This is a genomic window from Stenotrophomonas sp. YJH_SMC_69 (assembly GCF_059370495.1).
In genome coordinates this window covers 300,026-324,049 of record NZ_JCAFTS010000003.1, presented here as the reverse complement: position 1 = coordinate 324,049, position 24,024 = coordinate 300,026, and the positions used below count along the sequence as shown (strand labels likewise).

The following is a 24,024-nucleotide window of genomic DNA, read 5'->3' as shown; positions in this document are numbered from 1 at the left end:
CCACGCATGAATCCGATTGTCCGCTGGTTCCACCAACTCGGTTCGCCCCCCACGTTCGACCGTTTCGCTGCCCGCTGGTCGCGGGTGTTCTACCTCGCGGCGGTGCCGGTGCTGCTGGTCGGCATGTGGCAGGCGCTGCTGGTGGTGCCACCGGAAGCCAAGCAGCTGGACAGCTTCCGCATCCTCTACATCCACGTACCCAGTGCCTGGATGAGCCTGTTCGTCTTCGCGCTGATGGCGTTGTATGCGGCCATCGCGCTGGTCTGGCGGATCAAGGTCTGCGAGATCCTGGCCATGGCCTGCGCGCCGATGGGTGCCGGCTTCACCCTGATCACCCTGCTGACCGGCAGCATCTGGGGCAAGGGCACCTGGGGCACCTGGTGGGACTGGGACCCGCGCATGACCAGCGAGCTGGTGCTGCTGTTCCTGTACCTGGGCGTGATCGGCCTGTACCACGCCATCGAGGACCGCCGCAGCGCCGCACGTGCGGCCGGCCTGCTGGCCATCGTCGGTGTCAGCCTGCTGCCGGTGATCCGCTACTCGGTGGACTGGTGGGGCGGCCTGCACCAGCGCCAGTCGATCAACGTATTCGGTGAATCGGCGATCAGCAGCGCGATGATCGCGCCGCTGTGGTGGATGGTGATCGGCACCAAGTTCTGGTTCGCCGGTTCGGTGCTGGCCAAGGCCCGCGCCGACAATCTCGACCGCGAGGCCGGCAAGGCCTGGGTCGGCGGCCGCGTCGATGCCGGACGCCCGGCCCGGGAGGCCCAGCCATGACCCACCTGCCCTATGTGATCGGTGCCTACGCGGTGTTCGTGCTGGTGCTCGGCGCCGATGCCATCGGTTCGTGGCTGCGCCTGCGCGTGGCGCGCCGGCTGGCACTGGCCCGCCAGCAGCGCCAGCAGACCCGCGCCGGCAGGCAAGACGCAGCGGCGCCGTTGTCGACGGAGCTGGAACGATGACCCCGGTACAGCGCCGCCGCCTGGTGTGGGTGCTGCTGGCCCTGCTCGCCTCCGGCCTGGCCACCGCACTGGTGGCGATGGCACTGGAGCGCAACATCGCCTACCTGTACACGCCCTCGGAAGTGCTGCGCGGCGATGTCGATGCACAGTCGCGCTTCCGCCTCGGTGGCATGGTGGTGAAAGGTTCCTTCAACCGACCGGTCGGCTCGCTGGAGGCGCGCTTCGAGGTGACCGACGGCGACGCGCAGCTGGCGGTGACCACGTCGCGGATCCTGCCGGACATGTTCGCCGAAGGCACGGCGGTGGTCGCCAGCGGCCGCCTGCAGGACGGCACCTTCGTCGCCGACGAGGTGCTGGCCAAGCACGATGAGAAGTACGTGCCGAAGGAAGTGGCCGACAAGATGGGCGACGCCCATCGCAAGCACGACGTGCCGATGACGGCACCCGAGGTGCGCTGAGTGCTGCCCGAACTGGGTCAGATCCTGCTGCTGTGCGCGTTGCTGGCCTCGCTGCTGCAGGCCGGCCTGCCGCTGGTCGGTGCGCAGCGCAACAATACGGCGTGGATGGCGGTGGCACGACCTGCCGCGTTCGCGCAGCTGCTGCTGGTCGCCGGCGCGTTCGCGGTACTGACCGCCGCGTTCGTGCAGCAGGACTTCTCGGTGCGCTACGTGGCCGAGAACTCCAATACGCTGCTGCCGATGGTCTACCGCTACTCGGCGGTCTGGGGCGCGCACGAGGGCTCGCTGCTGATGTGGGCGCTGGTGCTGGCGCTGTGGACCGGCGCGGTGGCGCTGTTCTCGCGGCACTTGCCGGCACCGGTGCAGGCGCGCGTGCTGGCGGTGATGGGCGTGGTCAGCGTCGGCTTCCTCGCCTTCCTGATCTTCACCTCCAACCCGTTCCTGCGCCTGAACCCGGCACCGCTGGAAGGCCGCGACCTCAATCCGCTGCTGCAGGACCCGGGGCTGATCATCCATCCGCCCATGCTGTACCTGGGCTATGTCGGCTTCGCGGTGCCGTTCGCCTTCGCGGTTGCCGCACTGCTGGAAGGCCGCGTGGACGCACGCTGGCTGCGCTGGACGCGGCCATGGACCAACGTCGCCTGGGGCTTTTTGACCCTGGGCATCGCGCTGGGCAGCTGGTGGGCCTATTACGAGCTGGGCTGGGGCGGCTGGTGGTTCTGGGACCCGGTGGAGAACGCCAGCTTCATGCCGTGGCTGGTCGGTGCGGCATTGATCCATTCGCAGGCCGTCACTGAAAAGCGCGGCACCTTCGGCAGCTGGACCCTGCTGCTGGCGATCGCCGCCTTCGCGCTGTCGCTGCTGGGCACGTTCCTGGTGCGCTCCGGCGTGCTGACCAGCGTGCATTCGTTCGCCGCCGATCCCTCGCGCGGCTTGTTCATCCTGGTGTTCCTGTCGGTGCTGGTCGGTGGCAGCCTGCTGCTGTACGCGCTGCGTGCCAGCCAGCTGAGCGTGGATGCCGAGGACCCACGCCGTGGCTTCACCGCCACCTCGCGCGAGACCCTGCTGCTGGCCAACAACCTGCTGCTGGCCACCGCCTGCGCGATGGTGCTGCTCGGCACGCTGTACCCGCTGCTGGCCGATGCGCTGTCGCTGGGCAAGATCTCGGTCGGCCCGCCCTACTTCGGCAGCCTGTTCCTGCTGCTGATGGCACCGATGATCCTGCTGCTGCCGTTTGGCCCGCTGGTGAAATGGCAGCGTGACCAGCCCTCGCGCGCCTTCGCGCTGCTGGCACCGTGGCTGGGCCTGGCGCTGCTGCTGGGCGCGCTGGCCTGGTGGCAGGCGCCGCAGAACGGCTGGAAGGCCGGCATCGGCGTGGCCGCTGCGGCCTGGGTCGCGCTCGGCACCGCACGCTTCGTCTGGCAGCGCCTGCGCGGCAATGGTCGCTTCACCGCCGAAATGCTCGGCATGATCGTCGCCCACGCCGGCATTGCCGTGTTCGTGGCCGGCGCGCTGCTGGTGGAGGCGCTGAACGTGCAGCGCGAAGTGGCGCTGGCACCGGGCCAGCAGCTGGTGGTCGGTCGCCACGAAGTGCGCTTCGAAGGCGTGGACCATCGCGAAGGCCCCAACTTCATCGCCGACCGCGGCCACCTGCGCGTGTTCCGCGACGGCCGCGAGCTGGCCCTGCTGCACCCGGAGAAGCGCCAGTACGCCAGCGGCGGCCAGGTGATGACCGAGGCCGGCATCGATGCACGCTTCAATGGTGACGTCTACGTGGCATTGGGCGAGCCGCTGGGCAACAATGCATGGGCGGTCCGGGTGCACATCAAGCCGTACGTGCGCTGGATCTGGCTGGGCGCGCTGTTGATGGCCCTGGGCGGATTCATCACCGCCGCCGATCGCCGTTTCCGTCGTCCGTAGGAGTTCCCATGTCCGAGTCCCCCACCCCGCGTCCCTCCCGCCCGCTGCCGCCGGTAGCCATCGTGATCGGCGTGCTGTTCTTCTTCGGCCTGCTCGGGCTGATGATCTACGGGGTGATGAAATCAGGCGATCCGCAGCGCGACGTACTGCCGTCGGCACTGATCGACAAACCGGCGCCGGCATTCGCGCTGCCGGTGCTGCACGACCCGGAAATGATCGTGCACAGCGACGACCTGCGCGGCGCGCCCTACCTGCTGAACGTGTGGGGCAGCTGGTGCGCGGCCTGCCGCGAAGAACACCCGGTGCTGACCCGCTTCGCGGAAAGCAAGCGTGTGCGCGTGATCGGCTACAACTGGAAGGACGACCCGACCGACGCGCTGCACTGGCTGGAACAGCTGGGCAACCCGTTCATGGTCGTGCTCAGCGATGTCGAGGGCCGCACCGCGATCGACTGGGGCGTGACCGCCGCACCGGAAACCTTCCTGGTCGATGGCAGCGGCATCGTGCGCTGGAAGTACAGCGGTGCGATGACCCAGCGCGTGGTCGACGAGAAGCTGATCCCGGCGCTGCAGAAGATCGAGAAGGCCCAGGGCAGTGCCGGCAACACCCTGCATACGGCGCCCTGAGCCCATGCGCTGGCTGCTGGCGTTGCTGCTCCTGATGCTGCCGCTGGCCGCGCTGGCCCAGCAGCCGCTGCACGATCCGCAGCCGCTGCAGTTCCGCGATGACGCCGAGGAACGCCGCTTCCATGACCTGGCCGCGCAGCTGCGCTGCGTGCAGTGCCAGAACCAGTCGCTGGCCGATTCGAACGCGCAGATCGCCCAGGACCTGCGCCGCGAGGTGCTGCAGCTGATGCAGCAGGGGCACGACGACGCACAGATCAAGCAGTTCCTGGTCGCGCGCTACGGTGAGTTCGTGCTCTATCAACCACCGTTGCAGCCGGGCACCTGGCTGCTGTGGGGTGGCCCCCTGCTGGTGCTCGGCGCCGGTGCACTGGTAGTGCTGGGCATCGTCCGCCGACGTGGACGCACCGTCGGCGCGGCGCCGGCCGGCAAGGCCGATGAAGGAGACGAATGGTGAACCATTGGCTGCCGATGCTGGCCGGGCTGGTCGCCGCGCTGATGGCAGCGCTGGTGCTGTGGCCACTGCGCCAGCGCGGTCGGCGCGGTTTCGTGGTCGGCGTGCTCGCGCTGGGCGTGGCCGGTGCCTGCCTGTATCTGCTGGTCGGTGACCCAAGGGCGGCACAGGTACAACCGACCCCGTCGGCAGCCACCCTGCGCGATGGCGTGCAGGCACTGCAGGACGCACTGGAGCGCGACCCGCAGCGTGCCGACGGCTGGGCATTGCTCGGCCGGTCGCAGGCCGAACTGGGCAACGCCGCAGCCGCGGCGGATGCCTTCGCGAGGGCCGCCGCATTGGCACCGGAAGATCCGGGCGTGCTGGTGGAAGCCGCGCAGGCGCGCGCGCAGGCTGATGCCGGCAAGCAGTTCGATGACACCGCAATGGCCTGGTTGCAGCAGGCGCGCGCACAGGCTCCCGATGCCGAGCGCGCCAGCTGGCTGCTGGGCATCGCCCTGCGCCAGCGCGGAAAGAACGCCGAGGCCGCGGATGTGTGGAGCGGCCTGCTGCCACGACTGGAGCCGGGCGCCGCGCAGGCGCTGCAGGCACAGATCGCCCTCGCGCGCGAGGCCGCTGGCCAGGCGCCCGATGCTGGCGCTGCGGCGCCACCGGCGCTGCTGCAGGTGCGCGTGCAGCTGCCGGCACTGAAGAACGCCGAGTGGCCAGCCAGCACCCAGGTGTTCGTGCTGGCCCGTGCCGTCGGCGGCCCGCCGATGCCGGTGGCCGCTCGCAAGCTGCCGCTGAGCGGATTCCCGGACACGGTCGGGCTGGGCGACGGTGACAGCCCGATGCCGACCGCACCGCTGTCGGCCCATCGCGAAGTGGAAGTGGTGGCACGCATCTCGCGCAGCGGCAGCGCCAACCGCAGCGAGGACGACCTGCAGAGCGTTCCGGTGAAGGTAAGCCTGCCCCACGACGGTGTTGTGGAGCTGCGCTTCCCTTGACCTGTAGAGCCGAGCCCATGCTCGGCTGCCCGGCGCCGGCAACTCAACCGCAGCCGAGCATGGGCTCGGCTCTACAGTAGATCCACGCCATGCGTGGATGCGACGGTCCGGTCCGCGTCCATCCATCCATGGAAACCAGCGTGTCGCCAGCTCCACATGCAGCCCCGCTAGAATGACTGCATGACCGAATTCATCCCGCCCGGCACCCGCTTCCACGCCCTGCCCTCGCCGTTCCCGTTCAAGCGCGGTGGCGCCCTGCACGGCGCACGCGTGGCCTACGAGACCTGGGGCACGCTGGCCGCTGACGCCAGCAATGCGATCCTGATCGTGACCGGCCTGTCGCCGGATGCGCATGCGGCGGCCAACGAGGCCAATCCGGCGCCGGGCTGGTGGGAAGCGATGGTTGGCCCCGGCAAACCCATCGATACCCGCCGCTGGTTCGTGGTCTGCGTGAATTCGCTGGGCAGCTGCAAGGGATCGACCGGCCCCGCCTCGATCAACCCGGCCAGCGGTGAGCCCTACCGCCTGGACTTCCCCGAGCTGTCGATCGAAGACGGCGCTCGCGCCGCGATCGAAGTCGTGCGTGCGCTGGGCATCGCGCAGCTGGCCTGCGTGGTCGGCAATTCCATGGGCGGGATGACCGCGCTGGCCGTGCTGATGCTGCACCCGGGCATCGCGCGCAGCCACGTCAACATTTCCGGCAGTGCGCAGGCGCTGCCGTTCTCGATCGCGATCCGCTCGCTGCAGCGCGAGGCCATCCGTCTCGACCCGCGCTGGAATGGCGGCCACTACGACGATGCCGAGTACCCCGAGTCCGGCATGCGCATGGCGCGCAAGCTGGGCGTGATTACCTACCGCTCGGCACTGGAATGGGATGGCCGCTTCGGCCGCGTGCGGCTGGATTCGGACCAGGCCGACGACGATCCGTTCGGGCTGGAATTCCAGGTGGAAAGCTATCTGGAAGGCCACGCACGGCGCTTCGTGCGTTTCTTCGATCCCAACTGCTATCTGTACCTGAGCCGTTCGATGGACTGGTTCGACCTGGCCGAGTACGCCGACGGCGACGTGCTGGCCGGGCTGGCGAAGATCCGGGTGGAGAAGGCACTGGCCATCGGTGCCAACACCGACATCCTGTTCCCGGTGCAGCAGCAGCAACAGGTCGCCGACGGCCTGCGTGCCGGCGGTGCCGATGCGCGCTTCATCGGCCTGGAATCGCCACAGGGCCATGATGCCTTCCTCGTCGATTTCGAGCGTTTCGGTCCGGCCGTGCGCGGCTTCCTCGACGCGCTGTAAGTGGCGTGGCGGCGTAACCTCGCGCTGGCCGCCTTCGGCGCGCTGACCGCCTTAATGATCAGCGGTGTGCTGCCGTTGTGGCTGGGTGGCTGGTGCCTGCTGGCCAGTGCGGTGTCGTTCGGTCTCTATGGCCATGACAAGCGCGCGGCGCAGCGAAAGCGATGGCGCATTCCCGAGCGCACCCTGCAGCTGCTGGCCTTCGCCGGAGGCTGGCCCGGCGCGCTGCTGGGCCAGGCGCTGTTCCGCCACAAGCATCGCAAAGCCGCATTCCAGTGGGTGTTCTGGCTGTGCGTGCTGGCCAACGTGGCCTCGATCGCGGTGATGCTGCGCGAGTTCTCCCATTGACCGGCCTGTAGAGCCGAGCCCATGCTCGGCTGGCTTGCTTCCGGAGCCGAGCATGGGCTCGGCTCTACAGTAGATCCACGCCATGCGTGGATGTGCCGACCAAGGTCGGCATCTACCGAAGCACTTCGCGCTCCAACACCCCATCGCGCAACCGGTACTGCGCATCGACCACGCCTTCGGGCAGGTCGTCGTGGGTGATCATCAGCAGGCTGCGCCCGTCCAGCAACCCGGAAAGGTCCTGCAACAGCGCACGTGCGGTATCCACGTCCAGGCCTTCGGTGGGTTCGTCCAGCAGCAGGATCGGCGCATTGCGCAGCAGCGCGCGCGCCAGTGCCAACCGCCGCGCCTGGCCGGCCGACATCGTCGCGCCGTTCTCGCCCACCCAGGCCTGCAGGCCACCGTTGCGCTCGGCCCAGTCCCCCAGGCGCACGCGACGCAGGACCGCCCACAACGCGGCATCACGGGCGTCGGGATCCCCCAGCCGCAGGTTCTCGGCCACGGTACCGGCAAACACCGGTGCGTTCTGCGGAAGCCAGGCCAGCTGGCGGTGCCACTCGGCCTGGGCGACGTCGCGCAGGTCGCGTCCGCCATAGGTGATTCGCCCCTGTTGCGGATCCCACAACCGCAGCAGCAGGCTGGACAGCGTGGTCTTGCCACTGCCGCTGTCGCCACGGATCGCGATGCGTTCTCCCGGCGCCAGGGTCAGCTGCAGGCCGGACAACACCGGCCGTGCGGCACCTGGCCACTGGAAGTGCACGTCATCCCAATGCACGTGCGCCGCCTGGGGTACCGGCTGCGGCGTCTGCGGATCCTCCACCGTCGGCGGTTGTTCGACGATGGCCTGCAGGCGGTCAGCAGCAACGCGCCCGGACTGCAGCGACTGCCAGGCCAGGCCCATGCCGGCCCAAAGTTCGATCAGCGCCACGGTCAGGAAGACGAGGCCCGCGGCCATTTCCGGCGCGATGTGCTGCTGTTCGGTGGCGTGCAGAGCCAACGCCAGCATCGCCACCAGGCCCAGCCCCGCCACCAGGCCTTGCAGGGTCGAGGCCGCGATCAGGCGCCAACGCCGACGACGATCACGCGAGGCCAGCTGCTTGGCGGCCACGCGTACCTTCAGCTGCCAAGCCGCATCGGCATGCAGCGCAGCCAGGTCACCGGCCCCCTCCAGCCCTTCGAATGCAGCGGTGCGCAACGCCGCGCGGTGCGCGGCACGATCGGCCTCTTCGTCGTCATGGCCACGCACGCCCAGCCACGGCACGCCGAAGGCGACCAGCAGCGCCAGCACCGCCAGCAGTACCGCCGCCGAGGGCAGGATCAGCGCTGCCGAGGCAACCGCCACCAGCGACAGCGCGCCCAGCGCCACCAGCGGCCCGATCGCACGCACCAGCAGCCCATCCACTTCGCCGATGTCCCCCAGCAGCCGCGCCAGCAGCTCGCCGGTGCGCGTGGCGCCCAATCGTGCCGGCGCCAGTGGCAGCGCGCGGCGGAAGAACCACACGCGCAGGTCGCGGGCGATGCGCAGCGTGGCATCGTGGCCGACCAGCTTTTCGAAGTAGCGCGACACGATGCGCGCCATGGTCAGGCCACGGATGCCGGCCGAGGGTGAGAAGAAGTTGAAGCCCTGGCCGAGGCCGGCCGCACCGGCCAGCGCGGCCGCCGTGAGGAAACCACCGGACAGGCCCAGCAGCGCCGTGCCGGCCAGCATCGTGGTCCACAGCAGCAGCAGGGTCAGCAACAGGCGCGGCCGGTGCCGCAGGAATATCGCGCGCAGCGAATCAGGCGAACGGCTCATGCGCGCACCGCCTGTGCCGGCTCGACCAGGCGGCCTTCCGGCAACAGCAGGCAACGATCGGCCCAGGCGATCACCGCCGGGCTGTGGGTGGCGACCACTACGCTGCGCCCGCGTGCATACGCGGCCAGACTGCGCAGCAGCGCCGCCTCGGTATCGGCATCGAGGAACGCGGTGGGTTCGTCCAGCAGCAGCACCTGCGGGTCGCGCAGCAGCAGGCGGGCCAAGCCGATGCGGCGCGCTTCGCCACCGGACAGGCCGAAACCACGCTCGCCGATCACCGTATCCAGCCCCTGCGGCAGGCGCTGTGCGAACTGCAGTACCTGCGAGGCCTCGGCCACCGCGCGCAGGCGCGCATCGCTGGCGCCGGGATCGGCCAGGCGCAGGTTGTCGGCGATGCTGCCGTGGAACAGGTACGGTCGCTGGCTGGCATAGGCCACCTGCACGCCGGGGCGCAGCTGCAGCTTGCCGGCACGCGGCGGCAACCAACCGGCCAGCGCCTCCAGCAGCGTGCTTTTGCCGGACCCGCTGGGACCGACCAGGGCCAGGCGCTGGCCCGGCTCCAGCAGCAGGTCCAGATCCCGCAGCACATCCTGCGGCGCCCCCAACGGGCGCAGTACCAGTCCTTGCGCCTGCAGTGGCGGCAAGGCGGCCTCGGCCGGCTCCACCGCCAGCGGCGCAACCTCGTTCTCGATCAGGCCCTGCTCGTCCGGCAGCGACTGCAGCAGGCGTTCCACTTCGGCGGCGGCGGCCAGTGCATTGGCGCGATCGTGGTAGTGCGCAGCCAGCCGTCGCAGCGGCGCATAGAACTCCGGCGCCAGCAGCAGGCAGAACAGGCCCGCACCCAGCGTCGGCACCGCTGCATGCAGCGACATCATGCCCAGATAGCTCAGGCCCAGGTACAGCGCCACCATCGCCACGCTCACCGAGGCGAAGAATTCCAGCACGGTGGACGACAGGAAGGCGATGCGCAGCACCTTCAGGGTGCGCACGCGCACGCCTTCGGCGGCGGCCTCGATGCCGGCCAGTTCGGCTTCGCCGCGGCCATACAGGCGCAGCAGGCCCAGGCCCTTGATGCGGTCGGCGAAATGGCCGCTCATGCGCGCCAGTTCGCCCAGCTGCGCGCGCCCGGCGGCTTCAGCGCCCCAGCCCACCAGCATCATGAAGAACGGCACCAGCGGCGCGGTGAACAGCAGGATCAGCGCCACCACCCAGTCCACCCAGGCGACAGCGGCCAGGATCAGCAGCGGCACCACCACCACTTCGGTGCGCACCGGCAGGAAGCCGCTGTAATAGCTCTCGATCGCATCACCGTGATGCAGCATCAGTTCGCCCAGTTCACCGGTGCGGCGCTGCCGCAGCCAGAGCGGGCCCTGGCCCAGCAGGCGCGCGAACACGCGTTCGCGCAGTGCCAGCCGGGCGGCGTCGGCCACGTCACCGGCGGCGGCCTGGGTGGCGCTGCCCAGCAGGGTGCGCAGCACCAGGATCACCGCCAATCCCGCCAGCACCGGCAGGCCAGAGGCCAGCGACACGCGCTCCACCAGCACCTGCTGCACCAGCCAGGCGATGGCGGCAGCCTGGCCGATCAACAGCGCGCCGGACAGGCTGATGCACAGCGCGGCCAAGCGCTGGCGGCCCCGGGCGGAGCGTGCCAGGTCGGCCAGCCAGGCCTTGCGCACACGCCGCTGGCGGGCGGTTTCAGCCTCCGGGGACAGGCCGTCAGGGGTCGTTTCGGCAGCGCTCAAGAGGTCTTCACGGGCAGCGGGGGAGACACGGCATTGTAGGCGCAGGCAATAGCCCGCCCCTGCGGCCGGCGGTCGCAGTCTTCATCAGGTTGGCATACGATCAATCGGGGCACCTGTTCATACATTGATCTGGATCAAGGCTGTTTGAAGTAGTCGGTCACATCATTCACGTCGTAGACCACCCTTCCCGCCACCTGCAACGGCACTATCCAACGAGGTAGCCAGGCCATGATTGATCAGACAGTCGTAGAACTGTCGCGGCTGCAATTCGCGCTGACCGCGATGTACCACTTCCTATTCGTACCGCTCACCCTCGGCCTGTCCTTCATGGTGGCCATCATGGAGAGCGTGTACGTGATGACCGGCAAGGAGATCTGGCGCAGGATGACCCTGTTCTGGGGCGTCCTGTTCGGCATCAACTTCGCCATGGGCGTTGCCACCGGCATCGTCATGGAATTCCAGTTCGGCATGAACTGGTCCTACTACAGCCACTACGTGGGTGACATCTTCGGTGCGCCACTGGCGATCGAAGGCCTGATGGCGTTCTTCCTGGAAGCGACCTTCGTCGGCCTGTTCTTCTTCGGCTGGAACCGCCTGAGCAAGGTCAAGCACCTGATGGTGACCTGGCTGATGGCGCTGGGGACCAACCTGTCGGCGATCTGGATCCTGGTGGCCAATGGCTGGATGCAGAACCCGACCGGTGCGGTGTTCAACCCGGAAACCATGCGCATGGAAGTGGTCGACTTCATGGCGGTGGTGTTCAACCCGGTGGCGCAGGCCAAGTTCGTGCACACCGTCAGCGCCGGCTACGTGACCGGTGCGGTGTTCGTGATGGCGATCAGCGCCCTGTTCCTGCTGCGCAACAAGCACAAGGACCTGGCCCGTCGTTCGTTTGCGGTGGCCGCGGCGTTCGGCCTGCTGTCATCGCTGTCGGTGGTCGTGCTGGGTGACGAGAGCGGTTACGCCGCCAGCGAACACCAGAAGATGAAGCTGGCCGCGATCGAGGCGATGTGGGAGACCGAGCGTGCGCCGGCCGACTTCACCGCCTTCGGCATCCCCAACCAGGAGACTCACCAGAACGACTACGCGGTGAAGATCCCCTACCTGATGGGCCTGATCGCCACCCGCTCGTTGAACCAGCCGATTCCCGGCATCCTGGAACTGGTCGAGCGCGCCGAACACCGCGTGCGTGGCGGCCAGCTGGCCTACGGTGCATTGGAACGCCTGCGCGCCAACAAGAACGACGTTGAAGCGCGCGAGATGTTCGACCGCCACTGGCAGGACCTGGGCCACGGCCTGCTGCTCAAGCGCTATCGCGATGACATCCTCAACGCCACCCCGCAGGAGATCTCGCAGGCGGCGATGGACACGGTGCCGCGCGTGATGCCGTTGTTCTGGACCTTCCGCGTGATGGCCGGCCTGGGCTTCTACCTGATCGCCTTCTTCGCACTGGCCTTCTACTACTCGTGCCGCAACAACTTCCAGGACAAGCGCTGGTTCCTCAAGCTGGCCCTGTGGACGCTGCCGGCACCGTGGATCGCGATCGAGTGCGGCTGGTTCGTGGCCGAGTATGGTCGCCAGCCGTGGGCGGTCGATGGCGTGCTGCCGACCTTCTATGCGGCGTCGGGCCTGGCCCTGCATGAAATCGTGCTGACCCTGGCCGGCTTCACTGCCATCTACACCGCGCTGATCGTGGTCGAGATCAAGCTGATGCTCAAGGCGATCCGCAAGGGTCCGGACGAGGTGCTGCCGTCGCTGCAGTCGCCCCAGCCGCATGCTTCCCACAATGCCTCGGCGCCGGCCGCCGGCCAGGCCTAAGGCAGGAGAACCAAGATGGATTTCATTCTTCTGGACTACACCACGCTGCGCGTGATCTGGTGGCTGCTGCTCGGCATCCTGCTGATCGGTTTCGCCGTGATGGATGGTTTCGACCTGGGCGTGGGCACCCTGCTGCCCTTCGTCGCCCGCAACGACGCTGAGCGCCGGCTGGTGATCAATACCATTGGTCCGGTCTGGGAAGGCAACCAGGTGTGGCTGATCCTGGGCGGCGGCGCGATCTTCGCCGCCTGGCCGCCGCTCTACGCGGTCAGCTTCTCCGGGTTCTACCTGGCGATGTTCGTGATCCTGTTCGCCCTGATCCTGCGTCCGGTCGGCTTCAAGTTCCGCAGCAAGATGCCCAGCGAGCGCTGGCGCAACACCTGGGACTGGGCGCTGTTCATCGGTGGCTTCATCCCGGCGCTGATCATGGGCGTGGCGGTGGGCAACGTGGTGCTGGGCGTGCCGTTCCACTTCGATGACAGCATGCGCATCTTCTACACCGGCTCGTTCTTCGGCCTGCTGATGCCTTTCGCACTGCTGGCCGGCCTGCTCAGCGTGTCGATGCTGGTCGCCCACGGTGCCGCCATGCTGGTGCTGAAGACCGACGGCCCGGTGGCCGAGCGTGCGGCCCGCTTCGGCAGCATCGCCGCGATCATCGCTTTCGTGCTCTTTGCGGTCGGCGGCGCCTGGGTGGCCTTCGGCCTGCCGGGTTACCAGATCACCTCGCAGGTGGTCACCGACGGCGCCACCAATCCGCTGCTGAAGACCGCCGAACTCGGCGCCGCCGGTGGCTGGATGCGCAACTACAGCACGATGCCGGCCACGATCCTGGCCCCGCTGCTCGGCCTGGCCGGCCTGCTCGCCAGTGCGGTGCTGCTGCGTGCCCGCCGCGGCGGCCTGGCCTTCATTGCCTCCGGTGCGGCCATCGCCGGCATCATCCTGACCGTCGGCTTCGCCATCTTCCCGTTCCTGCTGCCGTCCTCGAGCCAGCCCACCTCCAGCCTGACCGTGTGGGATGCCTCGTCCAGCCACCTGACCCTGTGGATCATGCTGCTGGCCACGGCGGTGTTCCTGCCGATCATCCTCGCCTACACCACCTGGGTGTACCGCGTGCTGAAGGGCAAGACCACCACCGAAGAGATGGGCAACAACCCGAACGCGTATTGATTGCTTGCACGTGTGCCGACCAACGGTCGGCACCTACCCGGAATGAAGGAGACTGATCATGTGGTATTTCGCCTGGATTCTCGGTGCCGGCCTCGCCTCGACGGTGGCCATCCTCAACGGCATGTGGTTCGAAGCCCGCGAGCAGAACCGCATCGAGAAAGAAAATCGTCGCTGAGCTGTAAAAAAACCTTGCCGCCTTGGCCTTCACACGGTATCTTAGGCGGCTCCTTCGGGGTGTAGCTCAGTCTGGTAGAGCGCTACGTTCGGGACGTAGAGGTCGCAGGTTCGAATCCTGTCTCCCCGACCACTTCGGTGGTCGCATTGAAGCCTGGTGAAGTCGTCCAGGCTTTTTTGTTCCCTGAAGTGGCACTGCTTCGGCAGTGTGAAGAAAACAGCATTCACCCCTTGCCGCCATCGGGGTGAATCGCTAGAATAGGCGGCTCCCTTCGGGGTGTAGCTCAGTCTGGTAGAGCGCTACGTTCGGGACGTAGAGGTCGCAGGTTCGAATCCTGTCTCCCCGACCACTTCGGTGGTCACCAAGAAGCCTGGAAGACATCACTGTCCTCCGGGTTTTTTTGTATCAGGCACCTGGCCGCCCGCATGACGGGACCTTGCCGGAGCCCGCACGTACAATGGCCGCGCTGCCGGCCCGCCAGCAGCCCCTCCCCCACCTGCCGCTTCGGCGTAGACCGATGCCGGCGCTGCATGCCATTGCCCCGGCGTGCGACACCTGCAAGGACCACCGATGAGTTCCTCCCCTTCCGATTCGCCGTCGCTGCTGCACGGCCGCGTCCTCGCATTCGCCGCGATCCTGCTGGCAGCGATCAACCTGCGCACCGCGGTCACCTCGATCACCCCGCTGCTGGACGTGCTCGGCCAGCAGTTCGGTTTCGGTACCACCATGACCGGCGTGCTGGGCATGCTGCCGACCGCGTCGTTCGCACTGTTCGGCGTGGCCACGCCGGCACTGGCGCGGCGCCTCGGGCTGGAGCGCACCACGCTGCTGGCGATGGTGATGGCGATGGCCGGCCTGCTGCTGCGTTCCAGCGCCGGCAACGTCGGCACGCTGCTGTTGGGTTCGGTGGTGGCACTGGCCGGCATGGGCATCGGCAACGTGGTGGTGCCGCCGCTGGTGAAGCGCTATTTCGCCAACAAGGTCGGCACCATGAGCACGCTCTACATCAGCGTGCTGCAGCTGGGCACGATGCTGCCGGCGCTGCTGGCGGTGCCGGTGGCCAACGCCGCAGGCTGGCGCGTGTCGCTGGGCATGTGGGCGCTGCTGGCGCTGGCTGCCGCACTGCCGTGGCTGGTGCTGGCCACGCGCGCGCCGAAGCCGCAGTCCAACGTGTCCGATCCGACCGCGCAGCCGCATGGCAAGGTCTGGCGCACGTCACTGGGCTGGAGCATGACGCTGATGTTCGGCATGACCTCGCTGATGACCTACTCGATGTTCACCTGGCTGCCGCGCATCGTGGTCGAGGCCGGTGGCACGCCCGCGTTCGGTGGCGTGATGGTCGCCGTGTTCTCGGCGCTGGGCCTGCTGCCATCGCTGGTCATTCCGTCGATGGCGGTGCGCATGCAGAACCCGTTCCCGCTGGTGCTGATTGGCTTTTTCTCGTTCGTGATCGCCTTCACCGGCCTGCTGCTGGCACCGATGAAGGCCCCCCTGCTGTGGGCCTGCCTGCTCGGCGTCGGCCCATCCACCTTCCCGCTGGCACTGACCCTGATCAACCTGCGCACCCGCACCCCGACCGGCTCGGCGGCGCTGTCCGGCTTCATGCAGGGCGTGGGCTACAGCTTCAGCTGCCTGGGCCCGTTCCTGGTCGGCTGGCTGCACACGGTCAGCGACGGCTGGACCCTCCCGTTCAGCTTCCTGTTCGGCTGCGCCGCCCTGATGCTGTGCGCCTCGTGGGTGGCCTGCAAGCCGCGCAAGCTGGAAGATCTCTGGTAAGCCACGTGGGGCCCGCAACCGGGCCCACCTACCATTCGTCAGCCCGTCTGCGCATTTTGACGCCGGGCTGACAATTCCGGGCGGATAGTGCCCACGAATGCCCATCCTTGCCGCGTGCCGGCATCGGGCATGGGGGCGGCAGCGCCGCCCGGGCCACCACTCGGTGTGCGGGGGACTTCGTTTCAGACAAGACATCGCAGGTCGCTGTCCGGGTTGTATCCGTCTTCGCTGGGCGGGAATGCACGAAGGGAGTGACGCGGGCCACGGCCACGCCAAAAGCTGGCATGTGATGTGCGTCACATTTTTCAGGTTGTCTGGTTCGGAAGCCAAGGGGGTCCCCAATGGTTGTCCACCGCCGGCTGGCGCTCTGCGTCGGCCTCGCCTGCACCGCCCTGGCCTGGGCCAGCAGCGCTGCCCCGCCCGACCGCGAAGCAGCGTTGGCCGAGATCGGCCGCTATCGAGACCAGGCGCGTTGGCTGGACGCCCTGGGCGCGATCGAGCGCGCCAGCCAGCAGCAACCCAACGACGACCTGCTGTTCAAGCTGCGCGTATTGACGCTGGGCGACATCGGCAACGCCTGGCGTGCGTGGGAGCTGTACCAGCAGCGCCCGCAACTGTTCGACGCTGCGCAGAAACAGCGCCTGGAGGGCGACTACCTGGCCAAGCTGGTGGTCTGGAGCCTGGCCTACAGCAGCAGCGAGGACAGCCGCCTGGAAGAAGCCGAATCGACCCTGGCCCGCATGCAGCGCTACCTCGGCGGCGAAGGCACCCCGCCCTCGCAGGCACCACTGCGGATCCGCATGGACCGTCTGATCCTGCTCAACCGGCTGGGCCGCCATGCACAGGTCCGCGAGGAAGCGCGGGCACTGCAGGCCGAAGGCCACACCCTGCCCGACTACGTGCTGCCCGCAGTGGGCGATTCGTTGATGGGCACCCTGCACCCTGAAGAAGCCATCCCGGTGCTGCAGGCGGCCGTCGCTGGCGACCCGACGCGCGACGCCTCGCATTCGGAACTGGCTTACGCCTACCTGGAAAGCGAGCAGCAGGAAAAAGCCATCGACCTGCTGCAGGCATGGCGCGACAAGGAGCCGGCGTGGCGCTGGAGCAACGGCAAGTCGCCGTACGCGAACTGGTCGCGCTACGAGGCCGATCTCAACCTGGCGATGGTGCGCGCCTACAGCGGCGACCTGCACACCGCGCAGCACGACCTGGAGTCGATGGTCGAGATCGCACCCGGCAACGGCGGGCTGCAGAGTGCGCTGGGCAGCGTCTACATGATGCGCGGCTGGCCACGCCGGGCGCTGCAGCGCCAGCAGATGGCACACGCGCTCGATCCGCGGGACATCGAACCGCGGCTGGGCATGGAAGAGGCCTATGTCGCCCTGCAGCGCGACGACCTGGCGCGGCCGCTGCACGATGACCTGGTCGCACGCTACCCCACCCAGCCGGCAGTCGAACGCATGGACCAGGCCTGGCGCGCGCATCGCGGCTGGCAGCTGAAGGCATGGACCGACATCGGCCGCAGCTCCGGGGGCGGTGGTACTTCGCCCCTGGGCAACAACGACCGCCACTACGGCGTGGACGTGGAGACGCCGGTCCTTGATGACCGCTGGCGGTTGTTCGCCCTCGCCGACCGTCGCGTGACCGACTTCCAGGACCAGCGCATCGATCCCCTGTGGCTGGGTGCGGGCGTGCGTTACCGCCTCGGGCAGCTGGATGCGGAAGCGGCGGTCCTGCGCGCCAACGATCACATCGGCGACACCGGCCTGCGCGTCGGCGTCGGCTGGCAGTTCAACGATTCCTGGCACGCCGGCGTGGTGGTCGCACGCAATGACCCGGAGGCCTCGATGCAGGCGCGCGCGGCCGGCATCACCGCCGACAGCGTGAGCGCACAGGTGGACTACCGGCGCAGCGAGCTCACCCACTGGACGTTCGGCGCGAGCCGCTTCCGCTATGACGACGGCAACCACCGCGAGCTGTTCGGCACCAGCGTCCAACAGCGCCTGCTGACCCGCCCACGCTGGCTGGTCGATGGCCTGGCCAGTGCCTACACCAGTCGCGGCAGCCGCGATGATGCGCCCTACTTCAACCCGAAGCGCGACCGCATGGTCGAGATCGGCCTGCGCATCGACCAGCAGCTGTGGCGGCACTACGAGCGCCACTTCCGGCACCGGCTGACCGTCTCGCTCGGCGACTACTGGCAGGACGGCTTCGGCAGCGCGTTGGTGCCGTCGGTGTCCTACATGCACGAGTGGCAGCTGGGCCCTGGCCGCGTGTTCGAGTATGGCGTGCGGTGGTCACGACCGGTCTACGACGGCCATCGCGAGCGCCATATCGGCTTCGAAGCCGCATTGCGCTGGGGAGACTGACATGGCCCGCTTCCTGCGACTGATCGTGCTCCTGCTGCTGGCCTGCGTGCCACCGGCGTTCGCGCAGCAGCCCCTGCATCTTGATGCGATCGACAACGGCCTGCTGATCCTCAGCTACCACGACATCCGCGACAAGGTGGCCGCCAAGGGTGATGCCGATTCCTATGCGGTGAGCACGCAGAACTTCGCCGCGCACCTGGACTGGCTGGGCGCGCACGGCTACCACCCGGTTTCGCTGTCGCAGCTGATCGAGGCCTCGCAGGGCCGCGCCACGCTGCCTCCCAAGCCGGTGCTGCTGACCTTCGACGATGGCCTGCGCAGCGTCTACGACAAGGCCTTCCCGCTGCTGCAGGCCTACCACTACCCGGCCCTGGTGGCGGTGATCACCGATTACGTGGACATGGCACCGGGCCGCACCATCGACTACGGCTACCGCCCGTTCGGCCACGATGACTTCGTGACCTGGGCGCAGCTGAAGCAGATGCACGACAGTGGCCTGATCGAAGTGGCCAGCCATACCGACGACCTGCACCACGGCGTGCTTGCCAATCCGCAGGGAAACTCCACGCCCGCCGTGGTCACCCGCATCTACACCCCGGCCACGCGCAGCTACGAGAGCGGGACACAGTATGAGCAGCGCCTGCGCACTGATCTTTCGCGCAGCGTGCAGCGCATCCAGCAGCACCTGGGCGTGCGCCCGCGCGCCATCGTCTGGCCATATGCCGCGTACAACCAGTTGAGCAACGACATCGCCGAGCAGCTGGGCATGCCGGTTTCGTTCGACCTGGAAGGCCGTAGCACGCCAGTGGCCCGCGACCTGCACGGGCTGGCACGATTGCTGGTGAGCAACAACCCGACCGTGGAAGGCCTGGCCTACGAACTGCGCCGAGACGTGGCGCTCGATGGCATCCGCGCCCTGCAGATCGATCTGGATGATATGTATGACCCGGATCCAGCCCAGCAGGCACGCAATCTCGATGCATTGATCGAGCGGGTCAAGCGCATCGCGCCGACCCATGTCTATCTGCAGGCCTTTGCCGACCCGGACGGCAACAACACCGCCGATGCGCTGTATTTCCCGAACCGGCACATGCCGATGCGGGCGGACCTGTTCAGCCGCGTCGCCTGGCAGCTGAAATCCCGCGCGGGCGTGAAGGTCTACGCGTGGTTGCCAGTGCTCGGCTTCGAACTGCCCGACCCGGAGCAGCGCAAGGTGCTGGCGATCCGCAATGGGGATGCCGACGGCATGTACCGGTTGGATTTCACCAACCCGAAGGCCAGGCAGATCATGCTCGACATCTACGAGGACCTGGCGGTCAATTCCTACTTCGAAGGCCTGCTGTTCCATGACGACGGCTACCTGCGCGACACCGAGCTGCCCGCCCTGGCGGCCGGCGAAGATGGCAGCGCACGTACCCAGGCACTGATCGACTTCACCCTGGCCCTGCGCAACAGCGCGCAGCGCTGGCGGCCGAAACTGGCAACGGTGCGCAACCTGTATGCCGAGCCGGTACTCCGCCCGCAGAGCGAAGCCTGGTTCGCGCAGCGCCTGGACCTGTTCAACAAGGCCTACGACCAGACGGCGCTGATGGCGATGCCGTGGATGGAAGGCAGCAGGCACCCCGAGCGCTGGCTCGACCAGTTGCTGGCCGCGGTACGCGCGCACGACCCGCAGCTTCAGCACACGCTGTTCGAGCTGCAGACCGTCGATTGGCGCAGCGGGCAGCCGATTCCCGCCGGGCGCCTGCGTGCGCAGATCCGCCAGTTGCAGGCGCAGGGCGTGCACCACTTCGCCTGGTACCCCGATGACTTCATCGCCGACCAGCCCTCCACCCGCGATGCCCGCGCGGCAATGTCCGCCGGCAACTTCCCGTACCCGGAGAAGTGACGTGGACATGCATCCGCTGCTGCAGGTCCTGTTCCAGTTCGCCTTCTACTACCCGATGGTGATGGCGTTCTTCTGGATGTCCGGTGGCCTGTACTACTACTTCCGGCGCGAGCGTCACTCACGTCCGCGCAACGATCCGCCCTTGATGATCGCCCCTCCCTTCGCGACCTTGCTGGTGCCCTGCCACAACGAAGCAGAAAACCTGGACGACACGCTCACTGCGGCGCTGGCCCAGCGCTACCCCGCCGATTACGAAGTGATCGCCATCGACGATGGCAGCAGCGATGACACCGGCGCACGGCTGGATGCGCTGGCGGCAAGGCATCCACGGCTTCGCGTGCTGCACCTGGACCGCAACCTGGGCAAGGCCAATGCGCTGCGCATGGGCGCACTGGCCGCACGCTCGGAGTACCTGGTGTGCATCGATGGCGATGCGATGCTGGAAGAGCATGCACTGCACTGGATGGTCTGGCACCTGGTCAGTGGCAACCGGGTCGGTGCGGTCACCGGCAACCCGCGCATCCGCAACCGCTCCACCCTGCTCGGACGCCTGCAGGTGGCGGAATTCTCCTCGATCATCGGCATGATCAAGCGGGCACAGCGCGTGTATGGCCGCATCTTCACCATCTCCGGCGTGATCGCCGGCTTCCGCCGCACTGCCCTGCACCAGGTCGGCTGGTGGTCGGATGACATGGTGACCGAGGACATCGACATCAGCTGGCGCCTGCAGCGCGCGCACTGGGACATCCGCTACGAACCCAATGCGCTGTGCTTCATCCTGATGCCGGAGACGCTCAAGGGCCTCTGGCGGCAGCGCCTGCGCTGGGCCCAGGGCGGCGTGGAAGTGATGCTGCGCCACGCGCGCTCGCTGCTGCACTGGAAAGAGCGGCGCATGTGGGGCGTGCTGCTGGAGTACGTGTTGAGCGTGGTCTGGGCCTACACGATGCTGTTCATCGTGCTGCTGTGGGCACTGGGCAAGTTCATCGAGCTGCCGCCGCAGCTGCATATCGCCAGCCTGCTGCCGGAGTGGCATGGCGTGATCCTGGCGCTGGTCTGCCTGCTGCAGTTCGCCAGCAGCCTGATCATCGACCGGCGTTACGAAACACAGATTGGACGCAATTACTTCTGGGTCATCTGGTACCCGATGGCGTACTGGCTGATCAGCCTTTCCACCACCCTGGTGGCGCTGCCCAAGACGCTGCTGCGCCGTGGCAGCAAGCGCGCCACCTGGACCAGCCCTGACCGGGGGATCCGATGAACGCGCAACGCCCGTCCAACCGCTTCGACTCGCGGATGATCCGCAAGCCGCATCGCCAGCCACACTTCCAGCGCACGGCCTGGGGCTTCGTCACCCTGGCGTTCTGGGGCTTCTACTTCTATCTGTGGGCCCCCCTGGTGACCCTGCTCTCGTGGTTGATCGGTGGCCAGCTGGCCTGGCGGCAGCTCTACGAACGGCAGAACCAGTTCGACCCGTACGTGCTGGTCGCGCTGCCATTGATGCTGCTGTGCGCCAGCGTGCTGCTGATCGCCTGGGCCGAGTACAACCGCGCCCGCTTCCGTGGCCGCGAACGCCGCCTGCCGCGGCCCCTGGCCAGCCTCAACGAAGTGGCCGCCGATCTGGGCGCCAGCACCGGGCTGGCCGAACGCCTGATGGGCTGCAAGGCCGCCACGCTGCACATGGATGATCACGCACGGCCGGTCGGCATCCGCCGCGAGGTGGTGTAGCTGCCGACCTGGGTCGGCGCTTGGGCCTGGTGGGTGCCGACCTTGGTCGGCACCGGGGTTTGCCGCGAAGAGCATCTACGCGCGGCGTGGATCCACTTATGTACGCGTCTGCCCTTCGCCGCGCACGACAAATCGTTCAACGGTGAGGGCTTCCAAGCCCATCGGGCCGTAGGCGTGCAGGCGCGTGGTGGAAATACCGATCTCACTGCCCAGGCCCAGCTGGCCACCATCGGAGAAGCGCGACGAAGCGTTGACCATCACCACCGCCGAGCGCAGCGCGTTGACGAAGCGCTCGGCGTGGCCGGTGTCCTCGGTGGCGATCACTTCGGTGTGGTCGGAGGTATAGGTGCGGATGTGCGCGATGGCTGCATCAAGATCATCGACCACGCGCACCGCCAGCACCAGATCGAGGAACTCGGCGGCGTAATCCTCCTCGGTCGCCGCCGTGCTGCCCGGCAGCAACGGCTGCGCCTGCGCATCGGCGCGCAGCTGCACCCCACGCTCACCCAGCGCCTGCGCCACGCGCGGCAGGAACGCGTCAGCCACGGCGCGGTGCACCAGCAGCGTCTCCAGCGAATTGCACGCCGCCGGCCGGCTGCACTTGCCGTCCACCAGCAGGTCGATGGCCTTGCCGAGGTCGGCGCTGGCGTCCACGAACAGGTGGCACACCCCCTTGTAATGCTTGATCACCGGCACGCGCGCGTGCTCGGCCACGAAACGGATCAGGCCTTCGCCGCCACGCGGAATGGCCAGGTCGATCAGCTCATGCAGCTGCAGCAGTTCCAGCATCGCCTCGCGGCGCAGGTCGGTGAGCACGGTCACCGCCGCCGGCGGTACGCCGTTGGCCTTCAATGCACCGGCCAGCGCCTGGGCGATGGCGGTATTGGAGTGGATCGCTTCGGAACCACCGCGCAGGATCACGCCATTGCCGGCCTTCAGGCACAGCGCGGCGGCTTCGGCCGTCACGTTCGGGCGCGCCTCGTAGATCATCGCGATCACGCCCAGCGGCACGCGCACCTTCTGCACGCGGATGCCGTTGGGACGTACGTCGTCGCGCGTCACCTGGCCGACCGGGTCAGGCAGCGCGGCCACCTCGCGTACCGCCTCGGCCATCGCGAACAGCCGCGGCGGGTCCAGTGCGAGGCGGTCGAGCATGGCACTGCCAACGCCCTTGTCGCGCGCGGCGGCGAGGTCGCGTGCGTTGCCGGCCAGGATCAGTCCGGCATTTACTTCCAGGGCCTGCGCCATCGCCAGCAGCAGCGTGCGTCGCGCCGCACTGTCCAGGCCGGCAACGATCTGCGCTGCATCACGGCAGGCGCGCGCCTGGGCTTCGATTTCGCTCATCGGGGTGTCCTTCAAACCGGTCATGGCAGCACCAGGTCGTCACGATGGACGACGCTGCCGCCGTAGTTGTAGCCCAGCACGGCCTGGATGTCGCGCGAATGATGGCCGGCGATCCGGCGCACGTCGTCGGCCGCGTACTGGCTGACGCCGCGGGCGACACAGACACGCCCCTGCGGTGCGATCCAGCACACCTGCACCATGTCGCCGCGGCGGAATGCCCCCTCGGCAGCGGTGATGCCGCCGGGCAGCAGCGAGGCGCCCTTCTCCCGCATCGCCTGTGCCGCACCGGCATCGACGACGATCGCGCCCTCGGCCAGCGGCGCGTGCCGCAGCCAGTGCTTGCGGGCAGCCTCGCGGCTGCGTGCGGCGTGGATGCGGGTGCCGAACAGGCGGTCCTGCGCCAGCGCGCGCACCACATCGCTGCTGCGGCCGTTGAACAGGTAGGTCTCGATGCCGAGGCGGCCCGCCTTGGCCGCCGCCTCCAGCTTGGTACGCATGCCGCCGGTGCCGGCGCGCGAGCCGGCGCCGCCGGCCATCGCCAGCACATCGTCACTCAGTTCCGGCACGTCGTGCAGTGGCCGCGCGTCGGCCACGGTGCGCGGATCTGCGCTGTACAGGCCGTCGATGTCGGTGGCGATGAACAGTGCATCGGCATCGACCAGCGCGGCCACGGTCGCGGCCAGGTTGTCGTTGTCACCGAGCTTGAGCTCGTCCACCGATACCGTGTCGTTCTCGTTGACCACCGGCAGCGCACCCAGCCGCAGCAGTTCGCTCAGCGTGGCGCGTGCATTGAGGTAGCGGCGGCGGTTGCGCAGGTCGTCGTGGGTCAGCAGCACCTGCGCCACCGGGCGCTCAAAGAAGCGCTGCCAGAGCCCGATCAGCTGCGCCTGGCCGAGCGCGGCCAGGGCCTGCCGCGCCGCCATCGCCGCACCGGGTTCATCGGCCCGCGGCAGGATCGCGCGCCCCGCCGCAACCGCGCCGGAGGAGACGATCACCACCTCGCGCCCAGCCAGTACGTTGGCGGATACAAACTGGGCCAGGCCCAGCGCGTGGCGTGGCGACAGGCCGCCACCATCGGCCGCCAGCAGGCTGCTGCCAACCTTCAGCACCGCACGCCGCCATGGCGGCAGCGCCTGTTGCGGGAACGGCGAAGCGACGGTGGCGGCGTGCAGGGTCATCGGTCAGGG

21 protein-coding genes and 2 tRNA genes are annotated in these 24,024 nt (G+C 68.2%); 19 read left to right on the top strand and 4 right to left on the bottom strand.

The features are described 5' to 3' along the window. Positions 1-6: 6 nt before the first annotated feature. The 9 genes from ccmC to AC5P8F_RS07030 all read left to right on the top strand — a co-directional run bounded on the left by ccmC (position 7) and on the right by AC5P8F_RS07030 (position 7,041). Positions 7-777, top strand: coding sequence for a heme ABC transporter permease CcmC (gene ccmC / locus AC5P8F_RS07070; RefSeq protein WP_032960090.1), 771 nt, complete (start codon positions 7-9; stop codon positions 775-777). Next, on the top strand, positions 774-962 hold the full coding sequence (ccmD, locus tag AC5P8F_RS07065; protein WP_005410342.1) for a heme exporter protein CcmD: 189 nt from the start codon (positions 774-776) through the stop codon (positions 960-962). The genes ccmC and ccmD overlap by 4 nt, the downstream gene beginning before the upstream one ends. After that, positions 959-1,420, top strand: coding sequence for a cytochrome c maturation protein CcmE (gene ccmE / locus AC5P8F_RS07060; protein ID WP_075076334.1), 462 nt, complete (start codon positions 959-961; stop codon positions 1,418-1,420). The genes ccmD and ccmE overlap by 4 nt, the downstream gene beginning before the upstream one ends. After that, positions 1,421-3,340, top strand: coding sequence for a heme lyase CcmF/NrfE family subunit (locus tag AC5P8F_RS07055; protein ID WP_134809104.1), 1,920 nt, complete (start codon positions 1,421-1,423; stop codon positions 3,338-3,340). Between the two features lie 8 nt (positions 3,341-3,348). Further along, positions 3,349-3,966, top strand: a complete 618-nt coding sequence (locus tag AC5P8F_RS07050; RefSeq protein WP_014647766.1) for a DsbE family thiol:disulfide interchange protein — start codon at positions 3,349-3,351, stop codon at positions 3,964-3,966. Between the two features lie 4 nt (positions 3,967-3,970). Beyond that, the gene (locus AC5P8F_RS07045; RefSeq protein WP_005417657.1) at positions 3,971-4,420 is read left to right on the top strand and encodes a cytochrome c-type biogenesis protein; all 450 of its coding nucleotides are present in this window, start codon (positions 3,971-3,973) and stop codon (positions 4,418-4,420) included. After that, on the top strand, positions 4,414-5,403 hold the full coding sequence (locus AC5P8F_RS07040) for a tetratricopeptide repeat protein (RefSeq protein WP_169410942.1): 990 nt from the start codon (positions 4,414-4,416) through the stop codon (positions 5,401-5,403). The genes AC5P8F_RS07045 and AC5P8F_RS07040 overlap by 7 nt, the downstream gene beginning before the upstream one ends. A gap of 180 nt (positions 5,404-5,583) precedes the next feature. Next, positions 5,584-6,696 (top strand): homoserine O-acetyltransferase MetX, encoded by a 1,113-nt coding sequence (gene metX, locus AC5P8F_RS07035; protein ID WP_111205996.1) that lies wholly within the window; start codon positions 5,584-5,586, stop codon positions 6,694-6,696. Then, entirely contained in the window at positions 6,697-7,041 is a 345-nt protein-coding gene (locus AC5P8F_RS07030; RefSeq protein WP_014647770.1) for a DUF1294 domain-containing protein, read from the top strand. Positions 7,042-7,153: 112 nt separating this feature from the next. Here AC5P8F_RS07030 and cydC read toward each other — a convergent pair whose 3' ends face one another. Together cydC and cydD are read right to left on the bottom strand one after the other, a co-directional pair. Beyond that, positions 7,154-8,833: a thiol reductant ABC exporter subunit CydC gene (gene cydC, locus AC5P8F_RS07025; RefSeq protein ID WP_495227785.1), complete on the bottom strand. Its 1,680-nt coding sequence runs from the start codon at positions 8,831-8,833 to the stop codon at positions 7,154-7,156. Next, positions 8,830-10,575 carry a thiol reductant ABC exporter subunit CydD gene (gene cydD / locus AC5P8F_RS07020; protein ID WP_495227784.1) on the bottom strand — a complete coding sequence of 582 codons (1,746 nt, stop codon included), beginning with the start codon at positions 10,573-10,575 and terminating at the stop codon, positions 8,830-8,832. Before cydD ends, cydC begins: the two co-directional genes overlap by 4 nt. Positions 10,576-10,803: 228 nt before the next feature. On the opposite strand from cydD, the gene AC5P8F_RS07015 reads away from it, so the two are divergent. From AC5P8F_RS07015 to pgaD, 10 genes are all read left to right on the top strand, one after another. Continuing rightward, the gene (locus tag AC5P8F_RS07015) at positions 10,804-12,393 is read left to right on the top strand and encodes a cytochrome ubiquinol oxidase subunit I (protein ID WP_005410352.1); all 1,590 of its coding nucleotides are present in this window, start codon (positions 10,804-10,806) and stop codon (positions 12,391-12,393) included. 15 nt (positions 12,394-12,408) lie between these two features. Continuing rightward, positions 12,409-13,560: a cytochrome d ubiquinol oxidase subunit II gene (gene cydB / locus AC5P8F_RS07010; protein ID WP_014647773.1), complete on the top strand. Its 1,152-nt coding sequence runs from the start codon at positions 12,409-12,411 to the stop codon at positions 13,558-13,560. 58 nt (positions 13,561-13,618) lie between these two features. Next, positions 13,619-13,735, top strand: coding sequence for a cytochrome bd-I oxidase subunit CydX (gene cydX, locus AC5P8F_RS07005; protein WP_005410354.1), 117 nt, complete (start codon positions 13,619-13,621; stop codon positions 13,733-13,735). A gap of 55 nt (positions 13,736-13,790) precedes the next feature. Further along, positions 13,791-13,867: transfer RNA gene (locus AC5P8F_RS07000), tRNA-Pro, on the top strand. A 140-nt stretch (positions 13,868-14,007) separates the two neighbouring features. Further along, positions 14,008-14,084 (top strand) — tRNA-Pro (locus AC5P8F_RS06995). Positions 14,085-14,305: 221 nt separating this feature from the next. After that, a complete protein-coding gene (locus AC5P8F_RS06990) occupies positions 14,306-15,511 on the top strand; it encodes a CynX/NimT family MFS transporter (RefSeq protein WP_014647774.1) in 1,206 nt (401 codons plus the stop codon). Positions 15,512-15,852: 341 nt separating this feature from the next. Continuing rightward, entirely contained in the window at positions 15,853-17,880 is a 2,028-nt protein-coding gene (gene pgaA, locus AC5P8F_RS06985; protein ID WP_262224489.1) for a poly-beta-1,6 N-acetyl-D-glucosamine export porin PgaA, read from the top strand. Between the two features lies 1 nt (position 17,881). Next, positions 17,882-19,768, top strand: a complete 1,887-nt coding sequence (gene pgaB, locus AC5P8F_RS06980; RefSeq protein WP_014647776.1) for a poly-beta-1,6-N-acetyl-D-glucosamine N-deacetylase PgaB — start codon at positions 17,882-17,884, stop codon at positions 19,766-19,768. A 7-nt stretch (positions 19,769-19,775) separates the two neighbouring features. Continuing rightward, positions 19,776-21,026, top strand: a complete 1,251-nt coding sequence (pgaC, locus tag AC5P8F_RS06975) for a poly-beta-1,6-N-acetyl-D-glucosamine synthase (RefSeq protein ID WP_153643664.1) — start codon at positions 19,776-19,778, stop codon at positions 21,024-21,026. Next, positions 21,023-21,493, top strand: coding sequence for a poly-beta-1,6-N-acetyl-D-glucosamine biosynthesis protein PgaD (pgaD, locus tag AC5P8F_RS06970; protein WP_014647778.1), 471 nt, complete (start codon positions 21,023-21,025; stop codon positions 21,491-21,493). Before pgaC ends, pgaD begins: the two co-directional genes overlap by 4 nt. Positions 21,494-21,589: 96 nt before the next feature. Here pgaD and AC5P8F_RS06965 read toward each other — a convergent pair whose 3' ends face one another. Further along, complete coding sequence (locus tag AC5P8F_RS06965; RefSeq protein WP_014647779.1) at positions 21,590-22,861, bottom strand: glutamate-5-semialdehyde dehydrogenase; 1,272 nt, start codon at positions 22,859-22,861, stop codon at positions 21,590-21,592. Next, positions 22,858-24,015: a glutamate 5-kinase gene (gene proB / locus AC5P8F_RS06960; protein ID WP_014647780.1), complete on the bottom strand. Its 1,158-nt coding sequence runs from the start codon at positions 24,013-24,015 to the stop codon at positions 22,858-22,860. The genes AC5P8F_RS06965 and proB overlap by 4 nt, the downstream gene beginning before the upstream one ends. Positions 24,016-24,024: the final 9 nt, after the last annotated feature.

Bases quoted from the DNA above. Each gene is read 5' to 3' on its own strand.
- ccmC (WP_032960090.1), top strand. From the start codon at position 7: ATGAATCCGATTGTCCGCTGGTTCCACCAACTCGGTTCGCCCCCCACG.
- ccmD (WP_005410342.1), top strand. From the start codon at position 774: ATGACCCACCTGCCCTATGTGATCGGTGCCTACGCGGTGTTCGTGCTG.
- ccmE (WP_075076334.1), top strand. From the start codon at position 959: ATGACCCCGGTACAGCGCCGCCGCCTGGTGTGGGTGCTGCTGGCCCTG.
- AC5P8F_RS07050 (WP_014647766.1), top strand. From the start codon at position 3,349: ATGTCCGAGTCCCCCACCCCGCGTCCCTCCCGCCCGCTGCCGCCGGTA.
- AC5P8F_RS07045 (WP_005417657.1), top strand. From the start codon at position 3,971: ATGCGCTGGCTGCTGGCGTTGCTGCTCCTGATGCTGCCGCTGGCCGCG.
- AC5P8F_RS07040 (WP_169410942.1), top strand. From the start codon at position 4,414: ATGGTGAACCATTGGCTGCCGATGCTGGCCGGGCTGGTCGCCGCGCTG.
- metX (WP_111205996.1), top strand. From the start codon at position 5,584: ATGACCGAATTCATCCCGCCCGGCACCCGCTTCCACGCCCTGCCCTCG.
- cydC (WP_495227785.1), bottom strand. From the start codon at position 8,833: ATGAGCCGTTCGCCTGATTCGCTGCGCGCGATATTCCTGCGGCACCGG.
- AC5P8F_RS07015 (WP_005410352.1), top strand. From the start codon at position 10,804: ATGATTGATCAGACAGTCGTAGAACTGTCGCGGCTGCAATTCGCGCTG.
- cydB (WP_014647773.1), top strand. From the start codon at position 12,409: ATGGATTTCATTCTTCTGGACTACACCACGCTGCGCGTGATCTGGTGG.
- cydX (WP_005410354.1), top strand. From the start codon at position 13,619: ATGTGGTATTTCGCCTGGATTCTCGGTGCCGGCCTCGCCTCGACGGTG.
- AC5P8F_RS06990 (WP_014647774.1), top strand. From the start codon at position 14,306: ATGAGTTCCTCCCCTTCCGATTCGCCGTCGCTGCTGCACGGCCGCGTC.
- pgaA (WP_262224489.1), top strand. From the start codon at position 15,853: ATGGTTGTCCACCGCCGGCTGGCGCTCTGCGTCGGCCTCGCCTGCACC.
- pgaB (WP_014647776.1), top strand. From the start codon at position 17,882: ATGGCCCGCTTCCTGCGACTGATCGTGCTCCTGCTGCTGGCCTGCGTG.
- pgaC (WP_153643664.1), top strand. From the start codon at position 19,776: ATGCATCCGCTGCTGCAGGTCCTGTTCCAGTTCGCCTTCTACTACCCG.
- pgaD (WP_014647778.1), top strand. From the start codon at position 21,023: ATGAACGCGCAACGCCCGTCCAACCGCTTCGACTCGCGGATGATCCGC.
- AC5P8F_RS06965 (WP_014647779.1), bottom strand. From the start codon at position 22,861: ATGACCGGTTTGAAGGACACCCCGATGAGCGAAATCGAAGCCCAGGCG.
- proB (WP_014647780.1), bottom strand. From the start codon at position 24,015: ATGACCCTGCACGCCGCCACCGTCGCTTCGCCGTTCCCGCAACAGGCG.